We start from the raw sequence: 23,868 nt of genomic DNA on the forward strand, positions 1-23,868 counted from the left end.
GTCAAAACCCATCAGCGTCCTGCGGAAACCTCAGAGCGAGTTCGTCGGTCGCCAGCAGCGCCGCCGCCCTCGTTGGTGAGCCGGTTTCTAAGACCACATACAAAACAAGTCAACAGGGATTTTCAAAATTGTCGCAGAAAGTTCATTTTAGAGTTCGATCAGGGAATCACTGCCGGCGCACGGTTCATTGGTCGAATTGCGGGGACAACGGCAACCGACCCGCTTGACACGGAAAAGGCGCCGACGGTTTCCCGCGGCGCCTTCAAATTCCCGTCGACCTCACAAGGCCGATCCGCAAGCCCGGCGGTCAGGCCTTGATCTTCAGCTGCGTCATGATCTTCTCGAGATAGCCGAGCAGCACGGCGGAGGCGACGAAGGCGAGATGCATGAAGGTCAGCCACATCAGCTGGTTGTCGGTGTACCTCTGGGCGTTGAGGAAGATCTGCAGCAGATGGATGGAGGAGATCGCCACGATCGACGAGGCGACCTTGATCTTCAGGCTGCCGGAATCGAGCTTGCCGAGGAAGGAGACGTCGGCGTCGGCGTTGTCGAAGCGGCTGACGAAATTCTCGTAGCCGGAGATCATGACCATCAGCACCAGGCTCGCCACCAGCGCCGCATCGATCAGGCCCAGCATGGCGAGGATCATCTCGGCCTCGTCGAAGACGAAGACGTTGCTGGCGACCTTGTAGAGCTTGTAGGCGAAGGAGATGGCGTAGACGCCGAGTGCCGCGACGAGTCCCAGATAGAAGGCGACCAGAATCCACCGGCTGGAGAGGATGATCCGTTCGACCAGGATTTCGAGGGACTTCATGGAGTGCTCCGTCTATGTCGCCAAAAGAATGCGCCCTAGTTAATCACTGGCTGTGGAGCCGACAAGCCCGGTAAGGCTCACCCCTCATGCTCACCCCTCAAGGGATTGCACCAGGATACCGACGAAGCTTTGCCCCGCCACGTCGAGCGGGCCGCTGTTGTCGATGATCACATGGTCGAGCCCGGCAGCGCAGTCCCCTGGCCTGCGTTCGAGACGGCCGGCAATGTCGGCGCCGCTTTCGCGCCCGCGCCCACGAAGGCGCTGGGCAAGGACCTCGGCACTGGCCGTCACCGTGACCACCTTGAGGCGCGGGAAGACCGCGGCGAATACGGACAGGGCCTGGCGGCTGCCGTTGACCACGACCACCCGCCCCTCTCCGACCAACGCCTTCATCTCCACCGGAACACCGTAGCTGAGGCCGTGTGCTTCCCAGGAGACGCAGAAGCCGCCCTCGTCCTGCATCCGGGCGAAGGTTGCGGCATCGACGCCGACATGCGCTTCGCCGCCGGCATCCGACGGGCGGGTGATCACCCGCCTTGCGAAGACGAAGCGGGCGTCGCCCGAAAAATGCCGGGCGGCATAGCCCATCACGCTGTCCTTGCCGGCGCCGCTCGGCCCGACGACGACGACGGCCGTGCCCGCCTGCCCGCCGGCTGCGCGCATCGTCACATCCCCGGCCGCCATCCCTGCCCTGCCCGTCATGCCACGCGCGTGCCCTGGCGCCAGACGGAACGGACGACCGGGACGCCTTCGGGGCGACGCACGCGGACGAGATCGGCGCGCAGGCCGACGGCGATGCGGCCGCGATCGTCGAGACCGACGGTGCGCGCCGGCGTCGAAGAGACCATGGCGATCGCCTTCGGCAGGCTGATCGCCTCGTTCTCGTCTGCGAGCATGAAAGGCGCCTGGATCAGGCTGAGCGGCACGTAGTCGGAGGAGAGCACGTCGAGCACGCCCATCGTCGCGAGGTCGCGTGCGGCGATGTTGCCAGAGTGCGACTTTCCGCGGACGATGTTGGGCGCGCCCATCAGCACGCTCATGCCGGCGCCGTGCGAGGCCCTTGCCGCCTCGACGCTGGTCGGGAACTCGGCAAGGCGGATGCCGTAGCCGATCGCTTCCTCGACGTGCTCCAGCGTCGCGTCGTCATGGCTTGCCACCGCGATGCCGCGGGCGGCGCAATGGGCGGCGATCGCGTCGCGGTGCGGCTTGGCGTAGCGGGCGGAAAGCGCCTGCTGACGGTTGCAGAACTCCGCGAAGGCTGCATCCGACAGGCCGCGCTTGGTCTTGTAGTAGAGCGTGTACTGCTCCATCGTCTGGAACTGGCGCTGGCCCGGCGCGTGGTCCATCAGCGAGACGAGCCGCACCTGCGGGTCGTTCTCGAATTCCTCGAAATGATCGAGCACGTTGTCGGTGGACACCTCGCAGCGCAGGTGGATCAGGTGATCGGCCCGCAGCCGGTCCTGCCTGCCCGCTTCTTCGAGCGCATCGGCCATCGCCCGCATCTCGCCCTTCTCGAAGCCGCCGTCCGCGTCCGAGCCCATGCGCAGGCAGTCGAAGACGGTGGTGATGCCGGAAGAGGCGACCTGGGCGTCATGGGCCTGGATCGCGGCGGTGGTGTTCCAGCGCACGCCGGGACGCGGCGAGTAGTGGGCCTCGAGATGGTCGGTATGCAGTTCGACGAGCCCCGGCAGGAGATAGTCGCCGCCCATATCCTCGCCGGCCACCGTCGGCGTGTCGGAAATCTCGGCGATCAGACCGTCGCGGATCACGACCGCGCCGTGGACGATATCGTCCTCCAGCACGATCCTGGCATTGGTGAGGGTCAGTTCGGTCGGCATGTCAGGCAATCTTTCTGTTGGCGGCAGCGCTGTTGAGGGGGAACAGCGAATGCACGGTGAAATCGGCGCCGCGGGACGGTTCGCGGAAAAGGGCGATGCCGGAGATGGCAAGCGGGCTTCCATGGAACTCGGCGAAATGCCGCAGCAGCGCCGCTTCCATGGCCGGCGCGTGTTCGGCGGGCACCCTGCCCGTCAGCGTCATGTGGAAGCGGAAGGTGTCGAAGACATAGGGGTAGCCCCACTGCACGAGGTTCTGGCGCTCGTCGGCGGAAAGCTCGTCCGGCTTGCGGCGGGCAATGTCGGCAGAAGACAGCGGCTCACGGAAATCCTCGAAGCGGCGCACGACCTCGGCGGCAAAGGCCTGCAGCGGTGCGCATTCCTCCGACGGGACAAGCGCGAAGAAGGAACCGAGCCTTCCGACGACGACTTCCGGAATGTCGAAGCCTTCCATGGCGGCGGCGAAGCGGGCGACTTCGGCCACGAGTTCGCCCTCGCTGCGGCCCTCGGCGAGTTCGAACGGCGCCTTCAGGGTCGCATGGAAGCCGTAGCGGCGCGGATCCGCCGTCAGCGCGCTCAAGGCCGGCGGTTCGAAGCCGGCCGCGGCTGGCTGCTCGAGCGCTGCGCCGTTGAAGGCGTTGCGACCGAGCCAGCGGGCGGCGGCGAGCGTCAGGCCGTCGCTCGCGGCCGGGGTGAAATAGAGGGCATATCGCACAATCAGACGTCCTGTTTTCCGTTCCTGGCGCTCCCTGGGCGCGCCGTCAGCGCCATAGAGGAGATTCGTGTGGCAGCATCATGCCATTGCCGGCTGCGAATTCCATTCCACTCAATGGTGGGTGCGCCCGATCAGCCGCGAGCGCAGCGCATTCGAGATCCCGTCGAAGATGAAGACGACGATCAGGATCAGCACCACCATATAGGCGACCTTGTCCCAATCTGCATTGGTGCCCATGGCTTCCAGCAGCTTGAGGCCGATACCGCCCGCGCCGACGGCGCCGATGATCGTCGCCGATCGCATGTTCGATTCCCAGAAATAGAGCGACTGCGACACGAAGACGGGCAGCACCTGCGGCAGAACGCCGAAACGGTTGACGATCACCGGCGATGCGCCGACCGATTTCACGCCCTCGCGCTGCTTGTCGTCTACGTTCTCCAGCGCTTCGGCGTAGACCTTGCCGAGCGCGCCGGTGTCGGTGAAGAAGATCGCGGCGATGCCGGGGATCGGGCCGGGGCCGAAGCCGCGGGTGAAGAACAGCGCCCAGATCAGCATATCGATCGAGCGCAGGAAATCGAACAGGCGCTTCATGCCCCAGTTGGCGAGGCGGCTCTGGGTGATGTTGCGCGCCGCGACGAAGGCGAGCGGCAGGGCGACCAGCGTCCCGAGCAGCGTTCCGACGAACGCCATGACCAGCGTCTGCATCAGCTTCGACAGGACGTCAGCATGCTGCCAGGTGCCGTTTGCGAGAAAATCGTCGACCATCGCGGCGATGTTCGAGCGGGCCGGATCGACGCGTTCGCCGGCGACGGCAAGCCAGGCGAGCTCGGAGAACGACTTGCCCCAGAACGGCGAGTTGATGTCGAAGAAGAAATTGGCCCAGCCGAGGAACCGGCGCTGTACATAGACCTGCGAGGTGCGGATTTCGGCACTGCCCTCGAAGCCGAAATCGACGTTGACCTTGCTGCCGTCCTGCACGAGTGCGCCGGGCGCACCTTGCGGCAGGATGGCCGTTTCCGGCGAGATTTCGACCGCATAGGCGACGCCGTCGACATAGACGTCGACGCGTTGGGCACGAACGTCGAGGCGGTTTTCCTCCCCGTCATAGATGACGCTGTAGCCGCCGTCCGGCAGCGGGCGAAGCCAGGCGATGTCGGCGCCTTCCGGATACTGGCGCCGGCTCGACCATTGCGGCTCGACGACGCCGTCGACGAAGCGCAGGCGCGGCTGCGCGCGCCAGGAATACCAGTCCTGGACATAGATCGACGCGCGATCCCAGCGGCCGTTGACGAACGCCGGGCCGACGTTGAAGGCGACGAAGCAGACGGCAAGATAGACGAGCGTGACCCCGGCGCAGATCGCAAGCCCCCAGCGCTGCCAGAAGCTGCGGTGGAAGACCTCGGGATAGGCGGAAAGCAGGCGCTCGCGTTCGGCGGTGTTGAGCGTGGTCGGCGACATCAGGCGGCTCCCCGTCCGAATTCGAAGGACTGGTTGCCGATCAGACGGCGGCGCAGCCAGGCGGAAAACTGGTCGACGGCGATGATGGTGACGAACAGCAGGATGACGATGGCATAGGTCTTTGCGGCGTGGTCGCGGCCGATCGCCAGCCGGAAGACCTCGCCGATGCCGCCGCCGCCGACGGCGCCGATGATGGTGGACGCCCTGATGTTGATCTCCGCACGCAGCAGCGCGTAGGACACGAAGTTCGGCAGAACCTGCGGCACGATGGCGAAACGGACGCGTTCCACCCAGCTGGCGCCCGCCGCGCGCAACCCTTCATCCGGCCGCATGTCGGCATTCTCCACGACCTCGAAGAACAGCTTGCCGAGCGCACCGATGGTGTGGACCGTGATCGCGACGATGGCTGCGATCGGGCCGATCGACAGGATCGCGGTCAAAAGCCCGGCGATGACGATCTCGGGAAAGGCGCGCATCACCTCCATGATGCGACGCACGACCCAGCGGGTGGCACCGGCACCGACAAGATTGGTGGAGGCGAAGAAGCAGAGCACGAAGGCGATGGCCGAGCCCAGAATGGTCGCGATCAGCGCGATATTCACGGTGATGATGAGCTGGTAGATGAAGTGCGGAATGTAGAAGTTTTCCGTCACATAGACGCGCTCGGACGTGTAGTCGTATTTCAGCGAGCCGTCGTCATAGGGCGACGGCAGGTCGAACATGGCGCGCACGATCTCCATGGGGCTGTCCGGAACGAAATTCCGGATGAAATCGAACACGTAGGGAAGCCGTTCGAAGAACTTGCCCGAATTGGCGGCATTGGCAAAGTCGAGCGAGGCCCAGAGCGCCACCAGGAAGACCGCGATGGCAATCAGCGAATAGATACGCCGTGTCCGCAGTTGCTGCTGGTAGTGTTGCATGACCGAGGCGGCTGCAGGACCGAGGCCGCCGATCGCATTTCCGGCCGTCGTATTGGCCATGCCATTCTCTCCTTGCAAAAAAACGGGCGGCACCCGGAGGGGTGCCGCGCGCTGTCTTCCGTGGCCGATCAGCCGCCGATGACGGACTTACGGGCGTCGATGATCGTCTGGTAGAACGACTGGTCGACCTTGATGTAGTCCTTGTTGGAGCCCTGCGTGTAGGCGTGGAAGCAGGCGAGGTCCTTCTGCGGCAGTTCGAAGAAGTACTGCTCGACCTTGGCGCGCATGTCTTCCGGCAGCTTGTTGGAGACCATCAGCGGGCCGTTCGGGATCAGCGGCGACTTCCAGACCTCGACGAGGTCGTCCATGTCGAGGTTGCCCTTGTTGACCATCTGGTAGAGGTTGCCGCCGGTGTAGCCCTCATCCCAGTTGCCGACGCCCGAACCGAAGGTGGTGCCGACGTCGAACTTGCCGTCGAGAACGGCGAGGACGAGGTTCTCGTGGCCGCCGCCGAAGCCGCTTTCAGAGAAGTATTCCTTGACCGGTGCGCCGATTTCCTTCGGGAGAGCAACGTTCGGAACGAGATAACCCGAGGTCGAGTCGGGATCGGCGAAGCCGATCTTCTTGCCCTTGGCGTCGGCGAGCGTCTTGATGCCGGAATCCTTGCGGGCGACCATGATCGAGTAATAGCCGCTGGAGCCGTCCGACTGGGTGTAGGTCAGGATCGGGTCGACCGCGTTCGGGGCCTGCAGGTAGATCGCGGCATAGGAGGAAGCGCCCATCGAGGCGATGTCGATCGTGCCGCCGAGCAGGCCCTGGATGACGCCGTTATAGTCCGGCGACGGGAAGATCTGGACTTCGCCAACGCCGGTCGCGGCCTTCAGGCCGTCGGCGACGCACTGGGTGTTGCGGATCTGGTCGGCTTCGTTCTCCGAACCGTCGAGGCCGATGCGCAGAACCTTGACGTCCTGGGCCAGGGCGGACCCGGTCACGACGGCCATCGCGACAGCGGCGAGCAGAGCTTTCTTCAACATGTCGTTCTCCTTGTTGCCGGCCCCCAGCCGGCGATCGCTTCAAAGCGTGTATGGTCTGCCCTTGACGCGGGCCCTCGATCCTGGCGGGCGTCAGATCCCTGCCAGTGCCAGCGGCTTGACGCCGGCGGATTCCTTGATGTTGTCCTGCACGGGCGCCCCGGCGCCGCGAATGCTGGTGGACGTCATGCTCTCGTCGATCTCGGCGCCGTCCGCGCCGGTGCCGTAGATCGCGCGGACGGCATCGGCGTCGAGATCGCGTGGCGCGCCGTCGAAGACGACCTTGCCGGCCGACATGCCGATGATGCGTTCGCAATAGTTGCGAGCGGTGTCGAGCGTGTGCAGGTTGGTGATGACGGTGATGCCCTCGCGCTCGTTGATGTCGCGCAGGGCATCCATCACCACCTTGGCGTTCAGCGGGTCGAGCGAGGCGATCGGCTCGTCGGCCAGGATCATCTTCGGCTGCTGCATGAGCGCCCGCGCAATGGCCACGCGCTGCTGTTGGCCGCCCGACAGCGTGCCCGCCTTTTGCAGCGCCGTCTGCTCGATGCCGAGGCGCTCCAGTGCCGCGATCGCCATGATGCGCTCTTCGCGGGAGAACATGTTGAGCATGCTGAGCGCGGTGGAGCGATGGTTGAGGCGGCCGAGCAGGACGTTGGTGAGCACATCCAGGCGCGGCACGAGGTTGAACTGCTGGAAGATCATGGCGCAGTCGCGCTGCCAGTTGCGAAGCGCGGCCCCGCGGAGCGCGGAAACCTCGACGTCGCCGAAGTGAATGGAGCCCTCGGTCGGATCGACGAGCCGGTTGATCATGCGCAGCATGGTCGACTTGCCGGCGCCCGAGCGGCCGATGACGCCGACCATCTGGCCCTGGGGAATGTCGACGCTGACGGCGCTGACCGCGGCTTTGCCGCCGAACCGGCGCGTGACGTTCTTCAGGCGGAACATGGCTTACCCTTCAAGGCTTGTTCATTGACACTGCAGCGGCTTTAAAGGCGGTCAATGAAGGCCGAATGTCAGTTTCGTGTCCGTTTGATAACAATCCACACAGCCCGGATTTCCAGGGCTTTTGCGGAATTCAGGCACCGTATTTGACAAGGAAGGCTTCGGCGTCGAGCGCGCGAAAGTCATCGAGGGCACCGCGCAGGCGGGCGTGATCCCAGTCCCACCAGGCAAGCCTCTCGAAACGCTCGGCAATATCGCCGCCGAAGCGTTCGCGGATCAGCTTCGCCGGCACGCCGCCGACGATCGTGTAGGGGGCGACGTCCTTCGTCACCACCGCGCCGGAACCGATGATGGCGCCGTTGCCGACCGTGACGCCCGGCAGGATCGTCGAGCCATGGCCGATCCAGACGTCGTGGCCGATCGTGACGCGGTGCGCCCGCCGCCATGTGAAGAAGTCCTCCTCCCTGTCGGCATCCGGCCAGTAGTCGGCGGCGCGATAGGTGAAGTGGTGCAGGGTCGCCCGCCACATCGGGTGATTGGTGGCGTTGATGCGGACCGACGAGGCGATGTTGGCGAACCTGCCGATCGTCGCGCACCAGACCGAGCCGTCCTCCATGATGTAGGAATAGTCGCCGAGTTCGGTCTCGCTGATGCGGCAGCGCTCGGAGATCTCGACGAAGCGGCCGAGCGTGCAATCGGTGACGGAGGCCGTTTCGTGCACGAGCGGGGTGTGTTCGGACAGCCTGGTCATGCCGCGGCCTTCCGGGGCGAAAAGGCGGAGACGTCGACGATGCTGTCGGCGACCTTGGCGCGAACGTCGTCATCGTGGAAGATGCCGAGCAGCGCCACCCCTGCCCGCTTCTTCTCCTCGATCATGCCGACGACCACCTCGCGGTTTTTTGCGTCGAGCGAGGCGGTCGGCTCGTCGAGCAGCAGGATGCGGTGCCCGGTGATGAAGCCGCGGGCGATGTTGACGCGCTGCTGCTCGCCGCCGGAAAAGGTGGCCGGCGGCAGTTGCCAGAGTTCGCGCGGCAGGTTCAGGCGGGCCAGAATCGCTTCCGCCTTCTCACGGGCGATGGCCGGAATCTCTCCGCCTTCCACCAGCGGCTCGGCCACGACGTCGACGGCTGCGACCCGCGGCACGACCCGGAGGAACTGACTGACATAGCCGAGCGTGACCCGGCGGACGGCCAGCACGGTGCGCGGATCGGCGCTAGCGAGATCGACGAACTGACCTTCGTGCTCGACCAGGATCTGGCCGGCATCGACGCCGTAGTTGCCGTAGACCATCTTCAGGAGCGAGCTCTTGCCGATGCCGGAGGGGCCGCCGAGGACCACGCATTCGCCGGCCTTGACGGAGAAGCCGACGTTTTCGACGACCGGCAGGCGGATGCCGTCCCTGAGGTGCATGGTAAAGCTTTTTGCGACTTCGGATACGACGAGTGGGGTCGCCATGTTCGGTGTCCTTTGTGCTGAAAACGCGGGCCGGGCGGCGGTTCGAGCCTGTGGCTCAAACCTGCAGGATGGAGGAGACGAGAAGCTGGGTATAAGCCTCGCGCGGATCGTCGAGGACGCGGTCGGTCAGCCCCTGCTCGATCACGTGGCCGTCCTTCATCACCATCATCCGGTGCGACAGCAGGCGGGCGACGGCGAGATCGTGAGTGACGACGATCGCCGAAAGCCCGAGGTCGTGGACGAGGCCGCGGACGAGATCGAGCAGGCGCGCCTGCACCGAGACGTCGAGGCCGCCGGTCGGCTCGTCCATGAAGACGAGGCGGGGCGCGGTCACGAGGTTGCGGGCGATCTGAAGGCGCTGGCGCATGCCGCCGGAAAAGGCTCGGGGCTGGTCGTCGATGCGGTCGAGGCCGATCTCGACGCGGCGGAGCCAATCGCCGGCGGTCTCGCGGATGTTGCCGTAGTGGCGCTCGCCGACCGCCATCAGCCGCTCGCCGACATTGGCGCCGGCCGAGACCGTCATGCGCAGGCCGTCGGCGGGGTTCTGGTGGACGAAGCCCCAGTCGGTGCGCATCAGGAAGCGCCGCTCGGCCTCGCCCATGCGGGCGAGATCGCGCATCTGGCCGTCGCGCATCCGGTACTCGATGGTGCCGGAGGTCGGCATCAGGCGGGTGGCGAGACAATTCAGCAGCGTCGTCTTGCCGGAGCCGGATTCGCCGACGATCGCCAGCACCTCGCCCGGCCAGAGGTCGAAGGAAACGGCGCGGCAGCCGATGCGGGCGCCGTAGAATTTCGAGATGTCGCGGACCTTGAGAAGCGGCGCGTCGGTCATTGCTGGAACTCCGTCGTTTGCGTCTTGCGCCCTCTTCTCCCCACCGGGGAGAAGTGCCGAGCGCAGCGAGGCGATGAGGGGGGCGACGCGTGGTGGTCTTGCTGATCGGTGACAGAAGCCCCCCTCATCCGGCCCTTCGGGCCACCTTCTCCCCGTTGGGGAGAAGAGGGAGCGGGCTGAGACGTTACCCCAGCCGCTCTCCCCCCTTGAGGGGGAAATGTCCGGCAGGACAGAGGGCGGTAGTCCGTCCGCCCGCTCATTCGGCAGCCGCCTTGCCGTAGGCCAGCATCGTGCCGCAGTGGCCGTGGTCGCGTCGGTCCTCGCAATGGTCGGTGTCGGAGCAGACGAACATCCGCCCGCCGCGATCGTCGAGCACCACTTCGTCGAGGTAGACGTTCTCGGCGCCGCACAGCGCGCAGGGCCGATCGAATTTCTGCACTTCGAAGGGATGGTCCTCGAAATCGAGGCTGACGACGTCTGTGAAGGGCGGCACGGCGTAGATGCGCTTCTCGCGGCCGGCGCCGAACAACTGCAGCGCCTCCGACATGTGCATCTTCGGATTGTCGAACTTCGGCGTCGGCGACGGGCTCATCACGTAGCGGCCCTCGACCCTCACCGGATAGGAATAGGTCGTGGCGATGTGGCCGTTCCTGGCGATGTCCTCGTAAAGCTTGACGTGCATCAGCCCGTACTCCTCGAGCGCGTGCATCTTGCGGGTCTCGGTCTCGCGCGGCTCGAGGAAGCGCAACGGCTCGGGGATCGGCACCTGGTAGACCAGCGTCTGGCCGGCCGCCAGTTTCTCCTCGGGGATGCGGTGGCGGGTCTGGATGATCGTCGCCTCCCGGGTCTTCGTCGTTACCGCCACATTGGCGACCTTCTGGAAGAAGGCGCGGATAGAGACGGCGTTGGTGGTGTCGTCGGCGCCCTGGTCGATGACCTTGAGCACGTCCTGCGGCCCCAGGATCGCCGCCGTCACCTGCACGCCGCCGGTGCCCCAGCCATAGGGCATCGGCATCTCGCGGCTGGCGAAGGGAACCTGGTAGCCGGGGATCGCGATCGCCTTGAGGATCGCCCGGCGGATCATGCGTTTGGTCTGCTCGTCGAGATAGGCGAAGTTGTAGGTGGCAAGTTCGGACGGAACGGCGTTCATTGGGCGGCCTCCAGGGTGTCGTTGCCGGGTTCCTTGCGGCTGCGCTCGTCATAGTCCCGGCGCATGCGCCGCATGAGATCGAGTTCGGCCTGGAAGTCGACGTAGTGCGGCAGCTTCAGGTGCTCGACAAAACCGGTCGCCTGGACGTTGTCGGAATGGGAGATGACGAATTCCTCGTCCTGCGCCGGCGAGACGACGTCCTCCTCGAACTCATCGGCGCGCAAGGCGCGATCGACCAGCGACATGGACATCGCCTTGCGCTCGTTCTGGCCGAAGACGAGGCCATAGCCGCGGGTGAACTGCGGCGGGCTCTTGGCCGAGCCCTTGAACTGGGTGATCATCTGGCATTCGGTGACCTGGATGCGGCCGAGCGAGACGGCGAAGCCGAGCTCCGGCAGATCCAGCTCGACTTCGACCTCACCCATACGGACCTCGCCGACGAAGGGATGGTTGTTGCCGTAGCCGCGCTGGGTGGAATAGCCGAGCGACAGCAGGAAGCCCTCGTCGCCGCGCGCCAGCGCCTGCAGGCGCAAGTCGCGCGCCATCGGGAACTCGAGCGGCTCGCGCGTCAGGTCGCCGGGAACGTGGCCCGCCGGCAGGTCGCCGTCACCCTCGACCAGCCCCTCGCCCGAGAGGATGTCGGACACGCGCATGACGGGCTCCTGCTCGCCGTCACGCTGCAAGGCCTCTTCGACCGGTTCGTCGCGAAGGAGGGAAGGATCGAGCAGGCGGTGGGTATAATCGAAGGTCGGGCCGAGCAACTGGCCGCCCGGCAAGTCCTTGTAGGTGGCGGAAACCCGTCGCTCGACCAGCATCCGCGAGGTCTCGACCGGCACCGAATAGCCGAAGCGCGGCAGCGTGGTGCGGTAGGCGCGCAAGATGAAGATCGCCTCGATCATGTCGCCGCGCGACTGGCGGATGGCGAGTGCGGCAATGGCGCGGTCGTAGAGCGAGGCCTCGGCCATCACCCGGTCAACGGCGAGCCCCAGCTGGGCGACGATCTGTTCGATGGTGATCGACGGCAGCGAACGATCGCCGCGGCGCCGGTCGGCGAGCAGGCGATGGGCGTTGGCAATGGCGGCCTCACCACCCTTGACGGCAACATACATGGCTCAAGCCTCCCGGTTGTTGATGACGGTGGTGCGCGGCAGGCAGAGAATGCTGTCGCCTGCGACCAGGATCAGGTCGACCCCGCGCGGAAACATCGCCCGGTTGGCCTCGGAGAGCGCCACGAAAGTGTCCGGCAGCCCTTGCGGGGCGATCATCGCCTCGTCGCGGATGCCCGGGCCCGACAGCACCAGCGGTCGCCCGCCCTCGAAGCCGTCGATCTCGACCACCAGCGTTGCCGAGCGATCCGGGTACTCCTGGGTGCCCGGCGAGAACAGGCCGAAACCGGGCACCACCGCCCCCTTCTCGACGAAGGCGAAACGGGCTTCATGCTTCTCCCCGGTGACGGCAGCGCCGGTGTGGAACGACAGCCAGCCGGGCAGCTTCGATCTTGCCAACCGCGGCGTCAGCCAGACGGGCGTGTCGTGGTCGCACAGCATCAGGGCGAGCGCACCGGCGGCAGCACCGAGCGGCTGCGGCGGCCGTGCCGTGGCCGCGATCGTGCCGATCGTGCCCGGGCGGGCCATGCAGTCCATGACGGCGCGGAATACGGACTGGGCAGCGAGGACCGGCTCGGCGAAGGCGCCGGAAAAGATCTGCGTGTCGGCCATCAGTCGTCTCCCCGGACCATGGTGAAGAAATCGACGCGGGTGGCGGCGGTTTCGCGGGCCTTGCGTGCGTCCTCGGCCTCGATGCGCGCGGCGATCGCGGCGAGCAGGCGCTCGACCGCCGGGGCGTGCCCGGGCAATTGCAGCAGAGCGTCGAACACGGCCGCCAGCCGGGCCTTCTCGCCGTCGGTGCCGAGCGCCTGGCCGTGGCCGACGACGCCTTCGATCCGGACGCTGGCCCGCGCCGCCGTCACCTCCCCGAGATTGAACGGCTGGCCGCCACCGCCGATGCGGCCGCGCACCATGACGAGCCCGGTCTCCGGGCCGCGGACCAACTCGGCTTCCGGCCGGCCGGCCAGCCCCGCCCAGGCCTGCTCCAGCTCGCGCCGCGTCGCCTTCGCAAGCAGTCCCATGGCCTCTCTTCGCCTTTCCGGCGCCATGTCCGAGGGGTTCCGGTTCACGCCAGGTGCCATCGCCAATTCTCCAACTGCGTCCCATCAGTTGTCTATTGATCTAGACAACCATACATCATATGGTCCTGTCATACCGAGCCAAGATGACAGGCTTGTGACGAAGAGAGGCCAGATGAATGCGGGGGCAGGAATGATCGAGCGCCGATCGGGCGTGGCGCTGTGGCGGCAGATCGCCGACCGGATGCGCCTTGCCATCAACAATGGCGACTATGACGAGACCGCCATGATGCCGTCGGAGGCGACGCTGGCGGAAAAGTTCGGCGTCAACCGGCACACGGTCAGGAGCGCGCTGGCGGCGCTGGCGGACGAAGGCATGGTGCGGGCGGTCCAGGGCGTCGGCACGCTGATCGAGCGGCGTGACCGGCTGACCTTTCCGATCTCGCGCCGGACGCGCTTCTCGCAGGGCCTCGGCGACCAGGCGCGGGAACTGCAGAGCAAGCTGGTCGAACAGTCCGTCGAACGCGCATCGCCGGTCATCGCGACCGCACTCGGGATTGCGCCGGGAACCGACTGCATCCGGCTGGATACGCTCGGCGTCGCCGACGGAAAGCCGATCTCGTCTGCGACGAGCTACTTTCCGGCCGAGCGCTTCGCCGGAATCGACGCGGCCTACCAGCGCACGGGCTCCATCACCAAGGCACTGGCCGCGCTCGGCGTCGACGACTACGTGCGCCGCTCGACGGAGATCTCGGCGGTCCATGCCGAAGGAGCCGATGTCCGGCTGCTGAAGCTTTCTCCCGGGGCCATCCTGCTCGTCACGACGGCGATCAACGCCGACACCGGCGGCAGCCCCATACAATATTCCCGGTCGCGCTTTGCCGCGGACCGGGTCAAGTTCTTCGTGGAAACCTGAAAAGCGGAAAGAGAAAAGGCGGCGCCCGCAGGCACCGCCTTTTCGTCTTTAAGTCATTTCATCCGCCGGTCAGACCCGACGGGACCAGCCGAACAGCAGGGATACGACCAGCAGAACCAGGAAGACGAAGAACAGGATCTGCGCGATGCCTGCGGATGCGCCGGCAATACCACCGAAGCCGAGAACGCCGGCGATGATCGCGATGACCAGGAAGACAACAGCATAGTAAAGCATACCGGGAACTCCTCTTTTCATTGTCGGGGAGAAGAACGGGGAAGCGGGTCAAAAGTTCCAGCGACTATTCGCACGATCTGTCGACTGCAATCCGGCGGGCGCCCGGGACTCTTTCGATCCCACAAACAGAAACCGCCGCGACGACGGTCGCGGCGGTTCTCGAAGACCTTCCGTGAAGGATCAGTGGCGGCGCTGCCATTCGTCGATCTGGCGCTCGGCCTCTTCCTTGGCGATGCCGTAGCGCTGCTGGATCTTGCCGGCGAGTTCGACGCGGCGACCCTTGATGACGTCCAGATCGTCGTCCGTCAGCTTGCCCCACTGTGCCTGGGCCTTGCCCTTGTACTCGGTCCACTTGCCTTCGATGATATCCCAGTTCATGTGCATCTCCTTTCGGATTGGTTACGGGACAGAAAACGCATGGCCCCCGCGATCGTTCCGATGAAAGCATGAAAGCCTAACGCCCGGACATCGTTTTCGAATCTCTATTTCGCTTGGGAACAAACCCGTTTGCCGCGCATTTACCGGCCATCGAAACAGAACCGCCTATCCTGTGGGGAGACGCCTGATGCTTGGTACGGTACTACTCATCATCCTTATACTGCTTCTGATCGGCGCGCTGCCGAACTGGGGCTATAGCCGCGGCTGGGGATACGGACCTTCCGGCGGGCTTGGACTCATCGTCGTCATTCTGCTTATTCTCGTCCTGATGGGACGCATCTGACGCGCACGCCATTTCTAGAAAGGAAGACAGAGCAATGAGGAAATTTATCGTCGCCGGCGCCATCGCCCTTTCCGCACTGGCGGTCACGTCCTGCACGCAGACCGAGAAGGGCGCCACGATCGGTGCCGCTTCCGGCGCGATCATCGGTGGGGCTGCCACGGGTAAAGTCGGCGGCGCCGCTGTCGGAGCCGTGGCCGGCGGCGCGATCGGCGCCCTGATCGGCAATGCCAACGAGCCCGGTCGCTGCATCTACCGCGACCGTTACGGACGCCGCTATGAGGCACCCTGCCGCTAATCAACGAGTGACGGAAACAGGAAACGGGCCAATGGCCCGTTTCTTTGCGTGTGTCGGACAGCGACACGCTATATGCTAGGTGGTTCGGGCCTTGCGCTCGGCCTCGTCCAGCTTCTCGAGAAGATCGAGCAACTGGTCCGGCAATGGCTCCGTCTCTATTGATTCGTAGAAGGACTTCAACTTGCGGCCGACGACGCTGTTTGGATCGAGGGAATCCAACGAACTGCCCGGCTTTCGTCCGCCTGTCGCGGGCTTACGCATCACCGTGTGCTCCTTGATCCTCGCTCAACCATCTTCGTTTGGCCCCAAAGCACCCGTATCGAACCGGGTTTCATTTCGCACCAAATTCGTTTCCGTGAGATGAATTTACAGGAAACGCGCCGGTTTCGAAACAAATTCAGGGAGAAGTAAATGTCGCTATCCACCCGTATCGCACCTCATCTGCCCTTATTGCGGCGATTTTCGCGTGCCGTCACGGGATCCCAGACCTCCGGAGATGCATATGTGGCAGCGATGCTCGAAGCACTCGTCGAGGACATAACGATTTACCCGGAGCGATCGAATGACCGCGTCAGCGTTTTTCGTCTCTACTGCACGCTTTTCGACAAGGTCCAGGTGAGTATCCCGCAGAACGCCGTATCTCCCTTCGGCTGGGAGCGGCAGGCCGCAGCCAATCTCGCCCATGTCACGCCTGCAGCCCGCAAGGCCTTCCTGCTGGTCGCCGTCGAAGGCTTCGAGATTTCGGAGTGCGCCGACATTCTCGACGTTTCCGAGGATGCGGTGAGGGAAGCGCTGAACCAGGCTTCGCGCGAGATTTCCCAGCAGGTCGCGACCGACGTGATGATCATCGAGGACGAGCCGCTGATCGCGATGGACATCGAGGACATGGTCACCGCGCTCGGCCACCGCGTCACCGGCATCGCCCGCACGCATTCCGAGGCGATCGAGCTCTACAACCGCAAGAAGCCCGGCATGGTACTGGCCGACATTCAGCTCGCCGACGGCAGCTCGGGCATCGACGCCGTCAACGACATCCTCAAGACCAGCACCATCCCGGTGATCTTCATCACCGCGTTCCCGGAACGGCTGCTGACCGGCGAGCGGCCCGAACCGGCCTTCCTCGTCACCAAGCCGTTCAATCCGGAAATGGTCAAGGCGCTGATCAGCCAGGCGCTGTTCTTCGACGAGCACGCACGGCTCGCCAAGAGCGCCTGAGACAGCCTCCTGAGACGTAAAGAGGGGCGGACCGGTCGAAAACCGGTCCGCCCCTCGCCTTTATCCGCGCCGGCTCAGCCCTGAACGGCGGTGACGATGATCTCGACGAGATATTCCGGGCCGGCGAGCTTGGATTCACCGGTTGCGCGCGCGGGGGCGTGACCCGGGGCGACCCAAGCATCCCAGACGGCATTCATCTTCTGGAATTCGCCCATGTCGGCCATCCAGATCTGGGCCGACAGGATCTTCGTCTTGTCCGAGCCGGCAAGCGCCAGCAGGCGGTCGATCGAGGCCAGCACCTGCTTCGTCTGGGTTGCGACGTCTGCTCCGGGTTCGCCGACCTGGCCGGCCAGATAGACGACGCCGTTGTGGACGACAGCCTGGCTCATGCGCGCGCCGGTTTCAAAGCGAGTAATGGTCATCGGTTCGTTCCTGTCTTTCTTGGTCTAGCCCTGTGGCTGCGCACCTTGAAGATCGCGGCAGCCACCCGCCGACGGGTTTCCAGGCGGCGAGTGGTCTATACGATCGCGCGGTCCGCTTTGCCAGAGCCATTGTGGTCCGCTTGCCGGAGCCATTGTCATGCACCGCTGCCAGCGGCGTTCGGCGGGCCTCAGGCAAAGAGCGCCGGGAGACTTTGCGGCATCTCAGGCGCGCCGGCGCCGCTCGAGGCGGGCGCGGATCGCATCCACGTCGACGCGCGGCGTCGCGGCGAACAGCGTCTTGGTGTAACTGTGCTGCGGATCGTCGAAGACCTGGTCGCGGCTGCCGTATTCGACCGCCTCGCCGAAGTACATCACCATCACGTCGTCGGCGATGTGGCGCACGACCGAGAGGTCGTGGCTGATGAAGACGTAGGTCAGATGGAATTCGTCCTGCAGGTCGGCCAGGAGGTTCAGCACCTGCGCCTGCACGGACAGGTCGAGCGCGGAGACCGGCTCGTCCAGCACCAACAAGCGCGGATTGAGCATCAGGGCGCGGGCGATCGCCACGCGCTGGCGCTGGCCGCCGGAGAACATGTGCGGATAGCGCGCGTAGTGCTTCTCCTCCAGCCCCACCTTCTTCAGCATCGCCATCGCCCGGTCGCGACGCTCGCCGGCCGGGATCTTCGTGTTGATGACCAGCGGTTCGGTGAGGATGTCGCCGATCTTCTTGCGCGGGTTCAGCGAACCGTAGGGGTTCTGGAAGACGATCTGCACCTTGCTGCGCATGTCCGAGGACAGCGGCTCGCTGGCGATGTCGACCTTCGTGCCGTCAATCAGCATCTCGCCTTCGGTGACGGGATCGATCATCGTGACCATGCGGGCGAGCGTGGACTTGCCGCAGCCGCTCTCGCCGACGATTGCGAGCGTCTTGCCCTCCTCAACCTTGAAGCTGACGCCCTTGACCGCATGCACGGTCTTGCCCTTCTTCAGCAGGCTGCCGGGGATGTGGTAGTCGCGCACGAGATTGCGCGCTTCGAGAACGGGGGTCATCGAACGGCTCCCTCGAAAATCTGCTGGTCGGTGAGGTTTTCCGTGATCGTCGGCAGCCGGCCGCCGACGGCGTTCTCCGGCAAGGCCGAAAGCAGCGCCTTGGTGTAGACGCTCTTCGGATTCTGGAAGAGCGAGAGCACGTCGGCCTCCTCGATCTTCCGGCCCTTGTACTGCACGACGACACGGTCGGCCGTCTCGGCGACCACGCCCATGTCGTGGGTGATCATGATCAGGCCCATGCCGTGCTCGGCCTGCAGCTTCATCAGGAGGTCAAGGATCTGCTTCTGGATCGTCACGTCCAGCGCCGTGGTCGGCTCGTCGGCGATCAGGAGCTTAGGATTGCAGGCGAGTGCCGTGGCGATCATCACCCGCTGGCACTGTCCGCCCGACATCTGGTGGGGGAAGTGGCCGAGGCGCTCCTCGGGATTGGGGATGCCGACCAGCTGGAACAGCTCGATCGCCCGGTCCCGGCGCGCCTTGCGGTTCAGGTCGGTGTGCACGCGCAGCACCTCCTCGATCTGGTAGCCGACGGTGAAGCAGGGATTGAGGCTGGCGACCGGCTCCTGGAAGATCATCGATATCTCCCGGCCGATAATCTTGCGCCGGTCGGCATCGCTCATCTTCTGCATGTCGCGGCCGTTGAACAGCAGCTTGTCGGCGGTGACTTTCGCCGTCCAGGGCAGGAGCCCCATCGCGGCGAGCATGGAGACGGACTTGCCCGAGCCGGACTCGCCGACGATGGCGAGAACTTCGCCTTCGTCGACCTTGAGCGAGACGCCGTCCACGGCCCGGAAGGGGCCAGAGGCCGTCTGGAACTCGACGACCAGGTTTTCGATTTCGAGGAGCGACATCACGACCTCTTCAACTTCGGATCAAGGGCATCGCGCAGGCCGTCGCCCATCAGGTTGATGGCGAGCACGGTGATGAGGATGGCAAGGCCGGGGAAGGTGACGACCCACCAGGCGCGCTGGATGAACTCGCGCGCCTCGGCGAGCATCGTTCCCCATTCCGGCGTCGGCGGCTGGGCGCCCATGCCGAGGAAGCCGAGCGCGGCCGCATCGAGGATCGCAGCCGAGAAGGCGAGCGTCGCCTGGACGATCAGCGGCGCCAGGCAGTTCGGCAGGATCGTCAGGAACATCAGCCGCAGCGTGCCGGCGCCGGCGACCTTGGAGCCGACGACATAGTCCTTGGTGCGCTCCGTCATGACGGCGGCGCGCGTCAGGCGCACGAAATGCGGCTGGTTGACGAGCGAGATCGCGATCATGGCGTTGAGCAGGCCCGGGCCGAGCACGGCGACCAGGACGAGCGCCAGCAGCAGCGACGGGAACGCCAGGATGATATCCATGATGCGCATGATGAAGGTGTCGATCCGGCCGCGGAAATAGCCGGCGACGAGGCCGATCAGCACGCCCGAGACCACCGACAGCGTCACGACGACGAGACCGATGAAGAGCGAGAAGCGCGCACCGTAGATCAGGCGCGAAAGGATGTCGCGACCGACGGCGTCGGTGCCGAGGATATGGCCCCAGCTGCCGCCCTGCTGCCAGACCGGCGGCATGAGCAGCATCTCGCGGTTCTGGATGCTGGGGCTGTGCGGGGCGACGAACGGCGCGAAGACCGCCACGAACAGGATGATCAGGAAGATCACCAGGCCGATCACGGCGCCCTTGTTGCGGGAGAAGTAGAACCAGAACTCGGACAGGCCGGACGGCGGCGTTGTGCCCCCGGCGACCTTCGGATCGGTGGCCTTGGTATCGATTGCAGTCATTTGAGCCACCTCCTAGTGCCGGATCCGCGGGTTGATGAACCCGTAGAGCAGATCGACGATGAGATTGACCAGCATGATGACGCCGGCGATCAACATCAGCCCACCCTGGACGACCGCGTAGTCGCGCTTGAACACCGAATCCACCATCCACTTGCCGATGCCCGGCCAGGAGAAGATCGTCTCGGTCAGGATCGCGCCGGCGAGCAGCACGCCGACCTGCAGGCCGATCGTGGTGATGACCGGGATCATGGCATTGCGCAGCGCATGGACGCCGACGACGCGCAGCGGCGCCAGCCCCTTCGACCGGGCGGTGCGGACATAGTCTTCGCCCAGAACCTCGAGCATGGCCGACCGCGTCTGCCGCGCGATGACGGCGAGCGGGATCGTCGCCAGCACCACCGTCGGCAGGATCAGGTAGGTGACCGCCGACTTGAAGGCGCCGGCCTGTCCCGACAGGAGGCTGTCGATCAGCATGAAGCCGGTGACCTGCGGGAAGAAGTACATCAGCGAGATGCGCCCCGAGACCGGGGTCCAGCCGAGATAGCCCGAGAAGAAGATGATCAGCAGCAGGCCCCACCAGAAGATCGGCATGGAATAGCCGACGAGGGCCGCGCCCATGACGGTCTGGTCGAGCCAGGAGCCCCGCTTCACCGCCGCCAGTACGCCCGCCGGAATGCCGAGGCACACGGCGACGAGGATGGCGCAGAGCGAGAGTTCCAGCGTCGCCGGGAACAATTGCAGGAAGTCGTCCAGCACCGGCCGCTTGGTGACGATCGAACTGCCGAAATCGCCGGTGACGAGCCCGCCGAGATAATCCAGGTACTGGATGTACATCGGGCGGTCGAGGCCGAGCTGGTTCATCAGTTCGGCGTGGCGTTCGGGCGACATCACCCGCTCGCCGGACATCAGCATGACCGGGTCGCCGGGAAGAAGGCGGATGAACGAGAAGGCGATGATCGATACCCCGATGAACGTGGGTATCAGGACGGCGAGCCGTCCGAGAATGAAGCGTAGCATGGGAGCCATATCCCTGTTGGAAAAACCGGCGGCCCGAGTGCTATCGGGCCGCCGGTCATGCACACTCTTGATTGGCGTGCTTGTCTTGTTGGTATTTTACTCGGCGATGTCCACACCGTCAAAGCGGTGGATGCCGAGCGGATCCATGACGAAGCCCGAGACCTTCTTGCTCATCGGGATGGAGACGAGCGAGTGGTCGAGGGTGTTCCAGGGAGCCTCCTTCTTGAAGATCACCTGGGCTTCTTCGTAGTACTTCGTGCGCTCTGCGACGTCGGCGGTGGTCTTCGCCTTCGTCATCAGGTCGTCGAACTCCTTGTTGCACCACTGGGCGCGGTTGTTGCCACCGACGGCATCGCAGCCGAGCAGCGTGTCGAGGAAGTTGTCCGGGTCGCCGTTGTCGCCGGTCCAGCCGAGGATGACGGCACCGTCGCGGTCCTTGTCAGAGGACAGCTTGAGGTATTCGGCCCACTCGTAGGAGACGATCTCGACCTCGACGCCGACCTTGGCGAGGTCCGCCTGGATGAGTTCGGCGGCGCGGCGGGCGTTCAGCATGTAGGGACGAGCGACCGGCATCGCCCAGACCTTCATCTTGAGGCCGGAGACGCCGGCTTCGTCGAGCATCTTCTTGGCCGCTTCCGGATCGTACTTGTCGTCCTCGATGGCGTCGTTATAGGACCACATCGTCGGCGGGATCGGGTTCTTGGCGACCGTTGCCGCACCCTGGAACACGGCGTCGACGATGGCCTGCTTGTTGACGGCCATGTTCAGCGCCTTGCGCACTTCGACCTTGTCGAAGGGAGCAACCAGCGTGTTGTAGGCGAGGTAGGAGACGTTCAGGCCTTCCTGCTCGACGACCGTCAGGTTCGGATCTTCCTTCAGGCCGGCCACGTCAGCAGCGTTCGGATAAGGCATGATGTGGCATTCGCCGGCCTTCAGCTTCTGGGCGCGAACGGCGGCGTCGGTGGTGATGGCGAAGACGAGGTCGTCGATCTTCTGCGCGCCACCCCAGTAGTCCGGGTTTGCCTTGTAGCGGATGGCGGCGTCGGCCTGGTAGGCGACGAAGGTGTAGGGACCGGTGCCCAGCGGCTGCTGGTTCATCAGTTCCATCTTGCCGTCGGCCTCCAGCTTGTCGGCATATTCCTTGGACAGGATCGAGGCGAAGTCCATGCCGAGGTTGGCGATGAACGGCGCTTCCGGACGGGTCAGGGTGAACTTGACCGTCAGGTCGTCAACCTTCTCGATCGACTTGATCAGTTCCGGAAAGCCCATGCCGGCGAAGTACTCCCAGGACGCGCCTGCGACGTACTTGTTCCACTTGTTGTCTTCCTTGTACTGACGCTCGAAGGAGAAGATCACGTCGTCGGCATTGAACTCGCGCGTCGGCGTGAAATATTCGGTGGTCTGGAACTTGACGCCCGGACGCAGCTTGAAGGTGTATTCCGTGCCATCGTCGGAAACGGTCCAGCTTTCGGCCAGGCCCGGCTCGATTTCGGTGCTGCCGTGCTTGAATTCGACGAGACGGTTGTAGACCGTGCGCGAGGACGCATCGAAGGTCGTGCCGGCGGTGTACATGCCGGGGTCGAAGCCTTCCGGCGAGCCTTCCGAGCAGTAGACCAGCGTTTTGGACCAGGCTGCCGTGCCCATCACGGAGGCGAGCGCGGTCGCAGCAAGGAGAGTTGTCAGCTTTTTCATAGCGTGCTTCCCAGATTTTGCTTCTTATTTCACGTGTTTTCGGTCGCGGAAGCCGCGGGGCCCCGGCCTTGCGCGGATGGAACGATATTTGTCGCAGGATTGCAATAAGCCCGCTAATAAATTTATCCATATGTAAAACAGTAGCGAAAAACCCTCTAACACAGGTTTTTCGGCGTCAAATTTAGCGGAATTGACCCGCGGGGCGCCACGACACACGATCCGCGGCGGCGCCGTTCGACACCCGGGAAGCCCCTTGCCCGCCGATTATCCCGAAAATCGGCGAAAATGCGTTGGCAGACGGTAAATACGGCGTGAAATCTCTTGCCCCGACCGTCAGCGACGCTAGACTCACCGGCAGAAATCCGGGGAACCGCGTGGTCGCACTCTCGCAGCATCATCGACGGTATGACTTCGCAGGCGATTTGGACAAGGCTCTCAATCGCGTGGACTTCTTCCGATTGTTCCATGGCATCGCCTTACGTTACGGATTCGAGCACTTCTGCGTGCTCCAGGTTGCAGCCGAGATGGAGGCCAGCAATTTTTCCAGCAAACTCGTCCTGCACGATCTGCCCGCCGGTCTCGCCGAGGCCTACGACAAGCAGCACCGCTTCAGCGAATCAGACATCTACAGGAGCCTGCGGCGTTCGGTCATCCCGACGGTCTGGCGCGCCCGGGACCAGCACATCGCGGGCGACGATGCGGAGCACCATCTTCTCGCCCAGCTCGGTTTCGACCTCGCGATCGTCGTACCGTTGCAGGCGACATCCGGGGCGCGCTACGCGGTCGTTTTTCTCGGCGGCGACGGCGACATCGCGCGCCAGCAGCATGTCGAGCTCTGCTACGAGGCGAACTGCGTGTTCGACTATTTCCACCGCGTCGTCCTGTCGGTGCGGAGAGGCATGGGCCTCACACCGCGCGAGACCGAGATCCTGCGCTGGATCTCCTATGGAAAGACCGCCAGCGAGATCGCCCTGATCGTCTCCGTCTCGGAGCACACCGTCAACTCGCACACGGCAACGATCCTGAAGAAGCTCGACGTCGTCAACCGCACCCAGATGGTCGCAAAGGCGATCCGTGAGCAGATCATACTCTGATAGCCTAATATCCCTTGGGTAACGCTGCGCCGGAGCGGTAAATACAAGGCCGAGGGTTGTGACGTTTCCTTCGTTGAACCAAAGTAGCATGGAGCGGGAAGAAGAAAACGCCGACAGTTCGATCAACCGTTACTTCGTGCCGCCGCCGGTTCCGCCCTGGCAGC

29 protein-coding genes are annotated in these 23,868 nt (G+C 64.6%); 5 read left to right on the plus strand and 24 right to left on the minus strand.

The features are described 5' to 3' along the window. Window positions 1-307: 307 nt before the first annotated feature. From LQK81_RS14855 to phnG, 15 genes are all read right to left on the minus strand, one after another. Window positions 308-814, minus strand: a complete 507-nt coding sequence (locus tag LQK81_RS14855) for a TIGR00645 family protein (protein WP_230807152.1) — start codon at window positions 812-814, stop codon at window positions 308-310. A 90-nt stretch (window positions 815-904) separates the two neighbouring features. Further along, a complete protein-coding gene (gene phnN / locus LQK81_RS14860) occupies window positions 905-1,477 on the minus strand; it encodes a phosphonate metabolism protein/1,5-bisphosphokinase (PRPP-forming) PhnN (protein ID WP_230807153.1) in 573 nt (190 codons plus the stop codon). Between the two features lie 35 nt (window positions 1,478-1,512). Continuing rightward, entirely contained in the window at window positions 1,513-2,652 is a 1,140-nt protein-coding gene (locus tag LQK81_RS14865) for an alpha-D-ribose 1-methylphosphonate 5-triphosphate diphosphatase (RefSeq protein WP_230807154.1), read from the minus strand. Between the two features lies 1 nt (window position 2,653). Continuing rightward, window positions 2,654-3,364 carry a DUF1045 domain-containing protein gene (locus LQK81_RS14870; RefSeq protein ID WP_230807155.1) on the minus strand — a complete coding sequence of 237 codons (711 nt, stop codon included), beginning with the start codon at window positions 3,362-3,364 and terminating at the stop codon, window positions 2,654-2,656. Between the two features lie 111 nt (window positions 3,365-3,475). After that, window positions 3,476-4,822 (minus strand): phosphonate ABC transporter, permease protein PhnE, encoded by a 1,347-nt coding sequence (gene phnE, locus LQK81_RS14875; RefSeq protein ID WP_230807156.1) that lies wholly within the window; start codon window positions 4,820-4,822, stop codon window positions 3,476-3,478. Beyond that, the gene (gene phnE / locus LQK81_RS14880; protein WP_442967148.1) at window positions 4,822-5,742 is read right to left on the minus strand and encodes a phosphonate ABC transporter, permease protein PhnE; all 921 of its coding nucleotides are present in this window, start codon (window positions 5,740-5,742) and stop codon (window positions 4,822-4,824) included. The genes phnE (LQK81_RS14875) and phnE (LQK81_RS14880) overlap by 1 nt, the downstream gene beginning before the upstream one ends. 128 nt (window positions 5,743-5,870) lie before the next feature. Next, the gene (gene phnD, locus LQK81_RS14885; protein ID WP_230807158.1) at window positions 5,871-6,776 is read right to left on the minus strand and encodes a phosphonate ABC transporter substrate-binding protein; all 906 of its coding nucleotides are present in this window, start codon (window positions 6,774-6,776) and stop codon (window positions 5,871-5,873) included. Window positions 6,777-6,866: 90 nt separating this feature from the next. Beyond that, entirely contained in the window at window positions 6,867-7,721 is an 855-nt protein-coding gene (phnC, locus tag LQK81_RS14890; protein ID WP_230807159.1) for a phosphonate ABC transporter ATP-binding protein, read from the minus strand. 130 nt (window positions 7,722-7,851) lie between these two features. Next, complete coding sequence (locus LQK81_RS14895) at window positions 7,852-8,469, minus strand: DapH/DapD/GlmU-related protein (RefSeq protein WP_230807160.1); 618 nt, start codon at window positions 8,467-8,469, stop codon at window positions 7,852-7,854. Continuing rightward, window positions 8,466-9,173, minus strand: a complete 708-nt coding sequence (gene phnL, locus LQK81_RS14900; protein WP_230807161.1) for a phosphonate C-P lyase system protein PhnL — start codon at window positions 9,171-9,173, stop codon at window positions 8,466-8,468. Before phnL ends, LQK81_RS14895 begins: the two co-directional genes overlap by 4 nt. Before the next feature lie 55 nt (window positions 9,174-9,228). Continuing rightward, window positions 9,229-10,005, minus strand: a complete 777-nt coding sequence (gene phnK / locus LQK81_RS14905; RefSeq protein WP_230807162.1) for a phosphonate C-P lyase system protein PhnK — start codon at window positions 10,003-10,005, stop codon at window positions 9,229-9,231. 256 nt (window positions 10,006-10,261) lie between these two features. Then, window positions 10,262-11,155, minus strand: a complete 894-nt coding sequence (locus tag LQK81_RS14910) for an alpha-D-ribose 1-methylphosphonate 5-phosphate C-P-lyase PhnJ (RefSeq protein WP_230807163.1) — start codon at window positions 11,153-11,155, stop codon at window positions 10,262-10,264. Beyond that, on the minus strand, window positions 11,152-12,264 hold the full coding sequence (locus LQK81_RS14915) for a carbon-phosphorus lyase complex subunit PhnI (RefSeq protein ID WP_230807164.1): 1,113 nt from the start codon (window positions 12,262-12,264) through the stop codon (window positions 11,152-11,154). The genes LQK81_RS14910 and LQK81_RS14915 overlap by 4 nt, the downstream gene beginning before the upstream one ends. A gap of 3 nt (window positions 12,265-12,267) precedes the next feature. Next, window positions 12,268-12,876, minus strand: coding sequence for a phosphonate C-P lyase system protein PhnH (gene phnH / locus LQK81_RS14920; protein WP_230807461.1), 609 nt, complete (start codon window positions 12,874-12,876; stop codon window positions 12,268-12,270). Further along, entirely contained in the window at window positions 12,873-13,310 is a 438-nt protein-coding gene (gene phnG / locus LQK81_RS14925; protein ID WP_230807462.1) for a phosphonate C-P lyase system protein PhnG, read from the minus strand. Before phnG ends, phnH begins: the two co-directional genes overlap by 4 nt. A gap of 145 nt (window positions 13,311-13,455) precedes the next feature. Between phnG and phnF the strand changes: the two genes are divergently transcribed. After that, window positions 13,456-14,196, plus strand: a complete 741-nt coding sequence (gene phnF, locus LQK81_RS14930) for a phosphonate metabolism transcriptional regulator PhnF (protein ID WP_442967142.1) — start codon at window positions 13,456-13,458, stop codon at window positions 14,194-14,196. A gap of 69 nt (window positions 14,197-14,265) precedes the next feature. Here phnF and LQK81_RS14935 read toward each other — a convergent pair whose 3' ends face one another. Together LQK81_RS14935 and LQK81_RS14940 are read right to left on the minus strand one after the other, a co-directional pair. Further along, complete coding sequence (locus LQK81_RS14935) at window positions 14,266-14,430, minus strand: DUF1328 domain-containing protein (protein WP_230807166.1); 165 nt, start codon at window positions 14,428-14,430, stop codon at window positions 14,266-14,268. Between the two features lie 180 nt (window positions 14,431-14,610). After that, on the minus strand, window positions 14,611-14,808 hold the full coding sequence (locus tag LQK81_RS14940; protein ID WP_230807167.1) for a CsbD family protein: 198 nt from the start codon (window positions 14,806-14,808) through the stop codon (window positions 14,611-14,613). A gap of 187 nt (window positions 14,809-14,995) precedes the next feature. Between LQK81_RS14940 and LQK81_RS14945 the strand changes: the two genes are divergently transcribed. Continuing rightward, window positions 14,996-15,151: a DUF3309 family protein gene (locus tag LQK81_RS14945; RefSeq protein ID WP_112599171.1), complete on the plus strand. Its 156-nt coding sequence runs from the start codon at window positions 14,996-14,998 to the stop codon at window positions 15,149-15,151. 34 nt (window positions 15,152-15,185) lie between these two features. Further along, window positions 15,186-15,446, plus strand: a complete 261-nt coding sequence (locus LQK81_RS14950; RefSeq protein ID WP_230807168.1) for a YMGG-like glycine zipper-containing protein — start codon at window positions 15,186-15,188, stop codon at window positions 15,444-15,446. 75 nt (window positions 15,447-15,521) lie between these two features. On the opposite strand, the gene LQK81_RS14955 is transcribed toward LQK81_RS14950, so the two are convergent. Continuing rightward, window positions 15,522-15,707: a NepR family anti-sigma factor gene (locus LQK81_RS14955; RefSeq protein ID WP_230807169.1), complete on the minus strand. Its 186-nt coding sequence runs from the start codon at window positions 15,705-15,707 to the stop codon at window positions 15,522-15,524. Between the two features lie 150 nt (window positions 15,708-15,857). Between LQK81_RS14955 and LQK81_RS14960 the strand changes: the two genes are divergently transcribed. Next, on the plus strand, window positions 15,858-16,661 hold the full coding sequence (locus LQK81_RS14960) for a response regulator (protein WP_230807170.1): 804 nt from the start codon (window positions 15,858-15,860) through the stop codon (window positions 16,659-16,661). 74 nt (window positions 16,662-16,735) lie between these two features. On the opposite strand, the gene LQK81_RS14965 is transcribed toward LQK81_RS14960, so the two are convergent. From LQK81_RS14965 to LQK81_RS14990, 6 genes are all read right to left on the minus strand, one after another. Beyond that, entirely contained in the window at window positions 16,736-17,083 is a 348-nt protein-coding gene (locus tag LQK81_RS14965; RefSeq protein ID WP_230807171.1) for a RidA family protein, read from the minus strand. A gap of 222 nt (window positions 17,084-17,305) precedes the next feature. Beyond that, window positions 17,306-18,133 carry a dipeptide ABC transporter ATP-binding protein gene (locus tag LQK81_RS14970; RefSeq protein ID WP_230807172.1) on the minus strand — a complete coding sequence of 276 codons (828 nt, stop codon included), beginning with the start codon at window positions 18,131-18,133 and terminating at the stop codon, window positions 17,306-17,308. After that, window positions 18,130-18,984 (minus strand): ABC transporter ATP-binding protein, encoded by an 855-nt coding sequence (locus LQK81_RS14975; RefSeq protein WP_230807173.1) that lies wholly within the window; start codon window positions 18,982-18,984, stop codon window positions 18,130-18,132. The genes LQK81_RS14970 and LQK81_RS14975 overlap by 4 nt, the downstream gene beginning before the upstream one ends. Continuing rightward, a complete protein-coding gene (locus LQK81_RS14980; protein ID WP_230807174.1) occupies window positions 18,984-19,901 on the minus strand; it encodes an ABC transporter permease subunit in 918 nt (305 codons plus the stop codon). The genes LQK81_RS14975 and LQK81_RS14980 overlap by 1 nt, the downstream gene beginning before the upstream one ends. A gap of 12 nt (window positions 19,902-19,913) precedes the next feature. Beyond that, on the minus strand, window positions 19,914-20,918 hold the full coding sequence (locus tag LQK81_RS14985; RefSeq protein ID WP_230807175.1) for an ABC transporter permease subunit: 1,005 nt from the start codon (window positions 20,916-20,918) through the stop codon (window positions 19,914-19,916). Between the two features lie 96 nt (window positions 20,919-21,014). Beyond that, the gene (locus tag LQK81_RS14990; RefSeq protein WP_230807176.1) at window positions 21,015-22,610 is read right to left on the minus strand and encodes an ABC transporter substrate-binding protein; all 1,596 of its coding nucleotides are present in this window, start codon (window positions 22,608-22,610) and stop codon (window positions 21,015-21,017) included. Window positions 22,611-23,053: 443 nt separating this feature from the next. On the opposite strand from LQK81_RS14990, the gene LQK81_RS14995 reads away from it, so the two are divergent. Beyond that, entirely contained in the window at window positions 23,054-23,704 is a 651-nt protein-coding gene (locus LQK81_RS14995) for a helix-turn-helix transcriptional regulator (protein WP_330166553.1), read from the plus strand. Window positions 23,705-23,868: the final 164 nt, after the last annotated feature.

This window comes from Rhizobium sp. GN54, assembly GCF_021026345.1.
GTDB lineage: Bacteria > Pseudomonadota > Alphaproteobacteria > Rhizobiales > Rhizobiaceae > Mycoplana.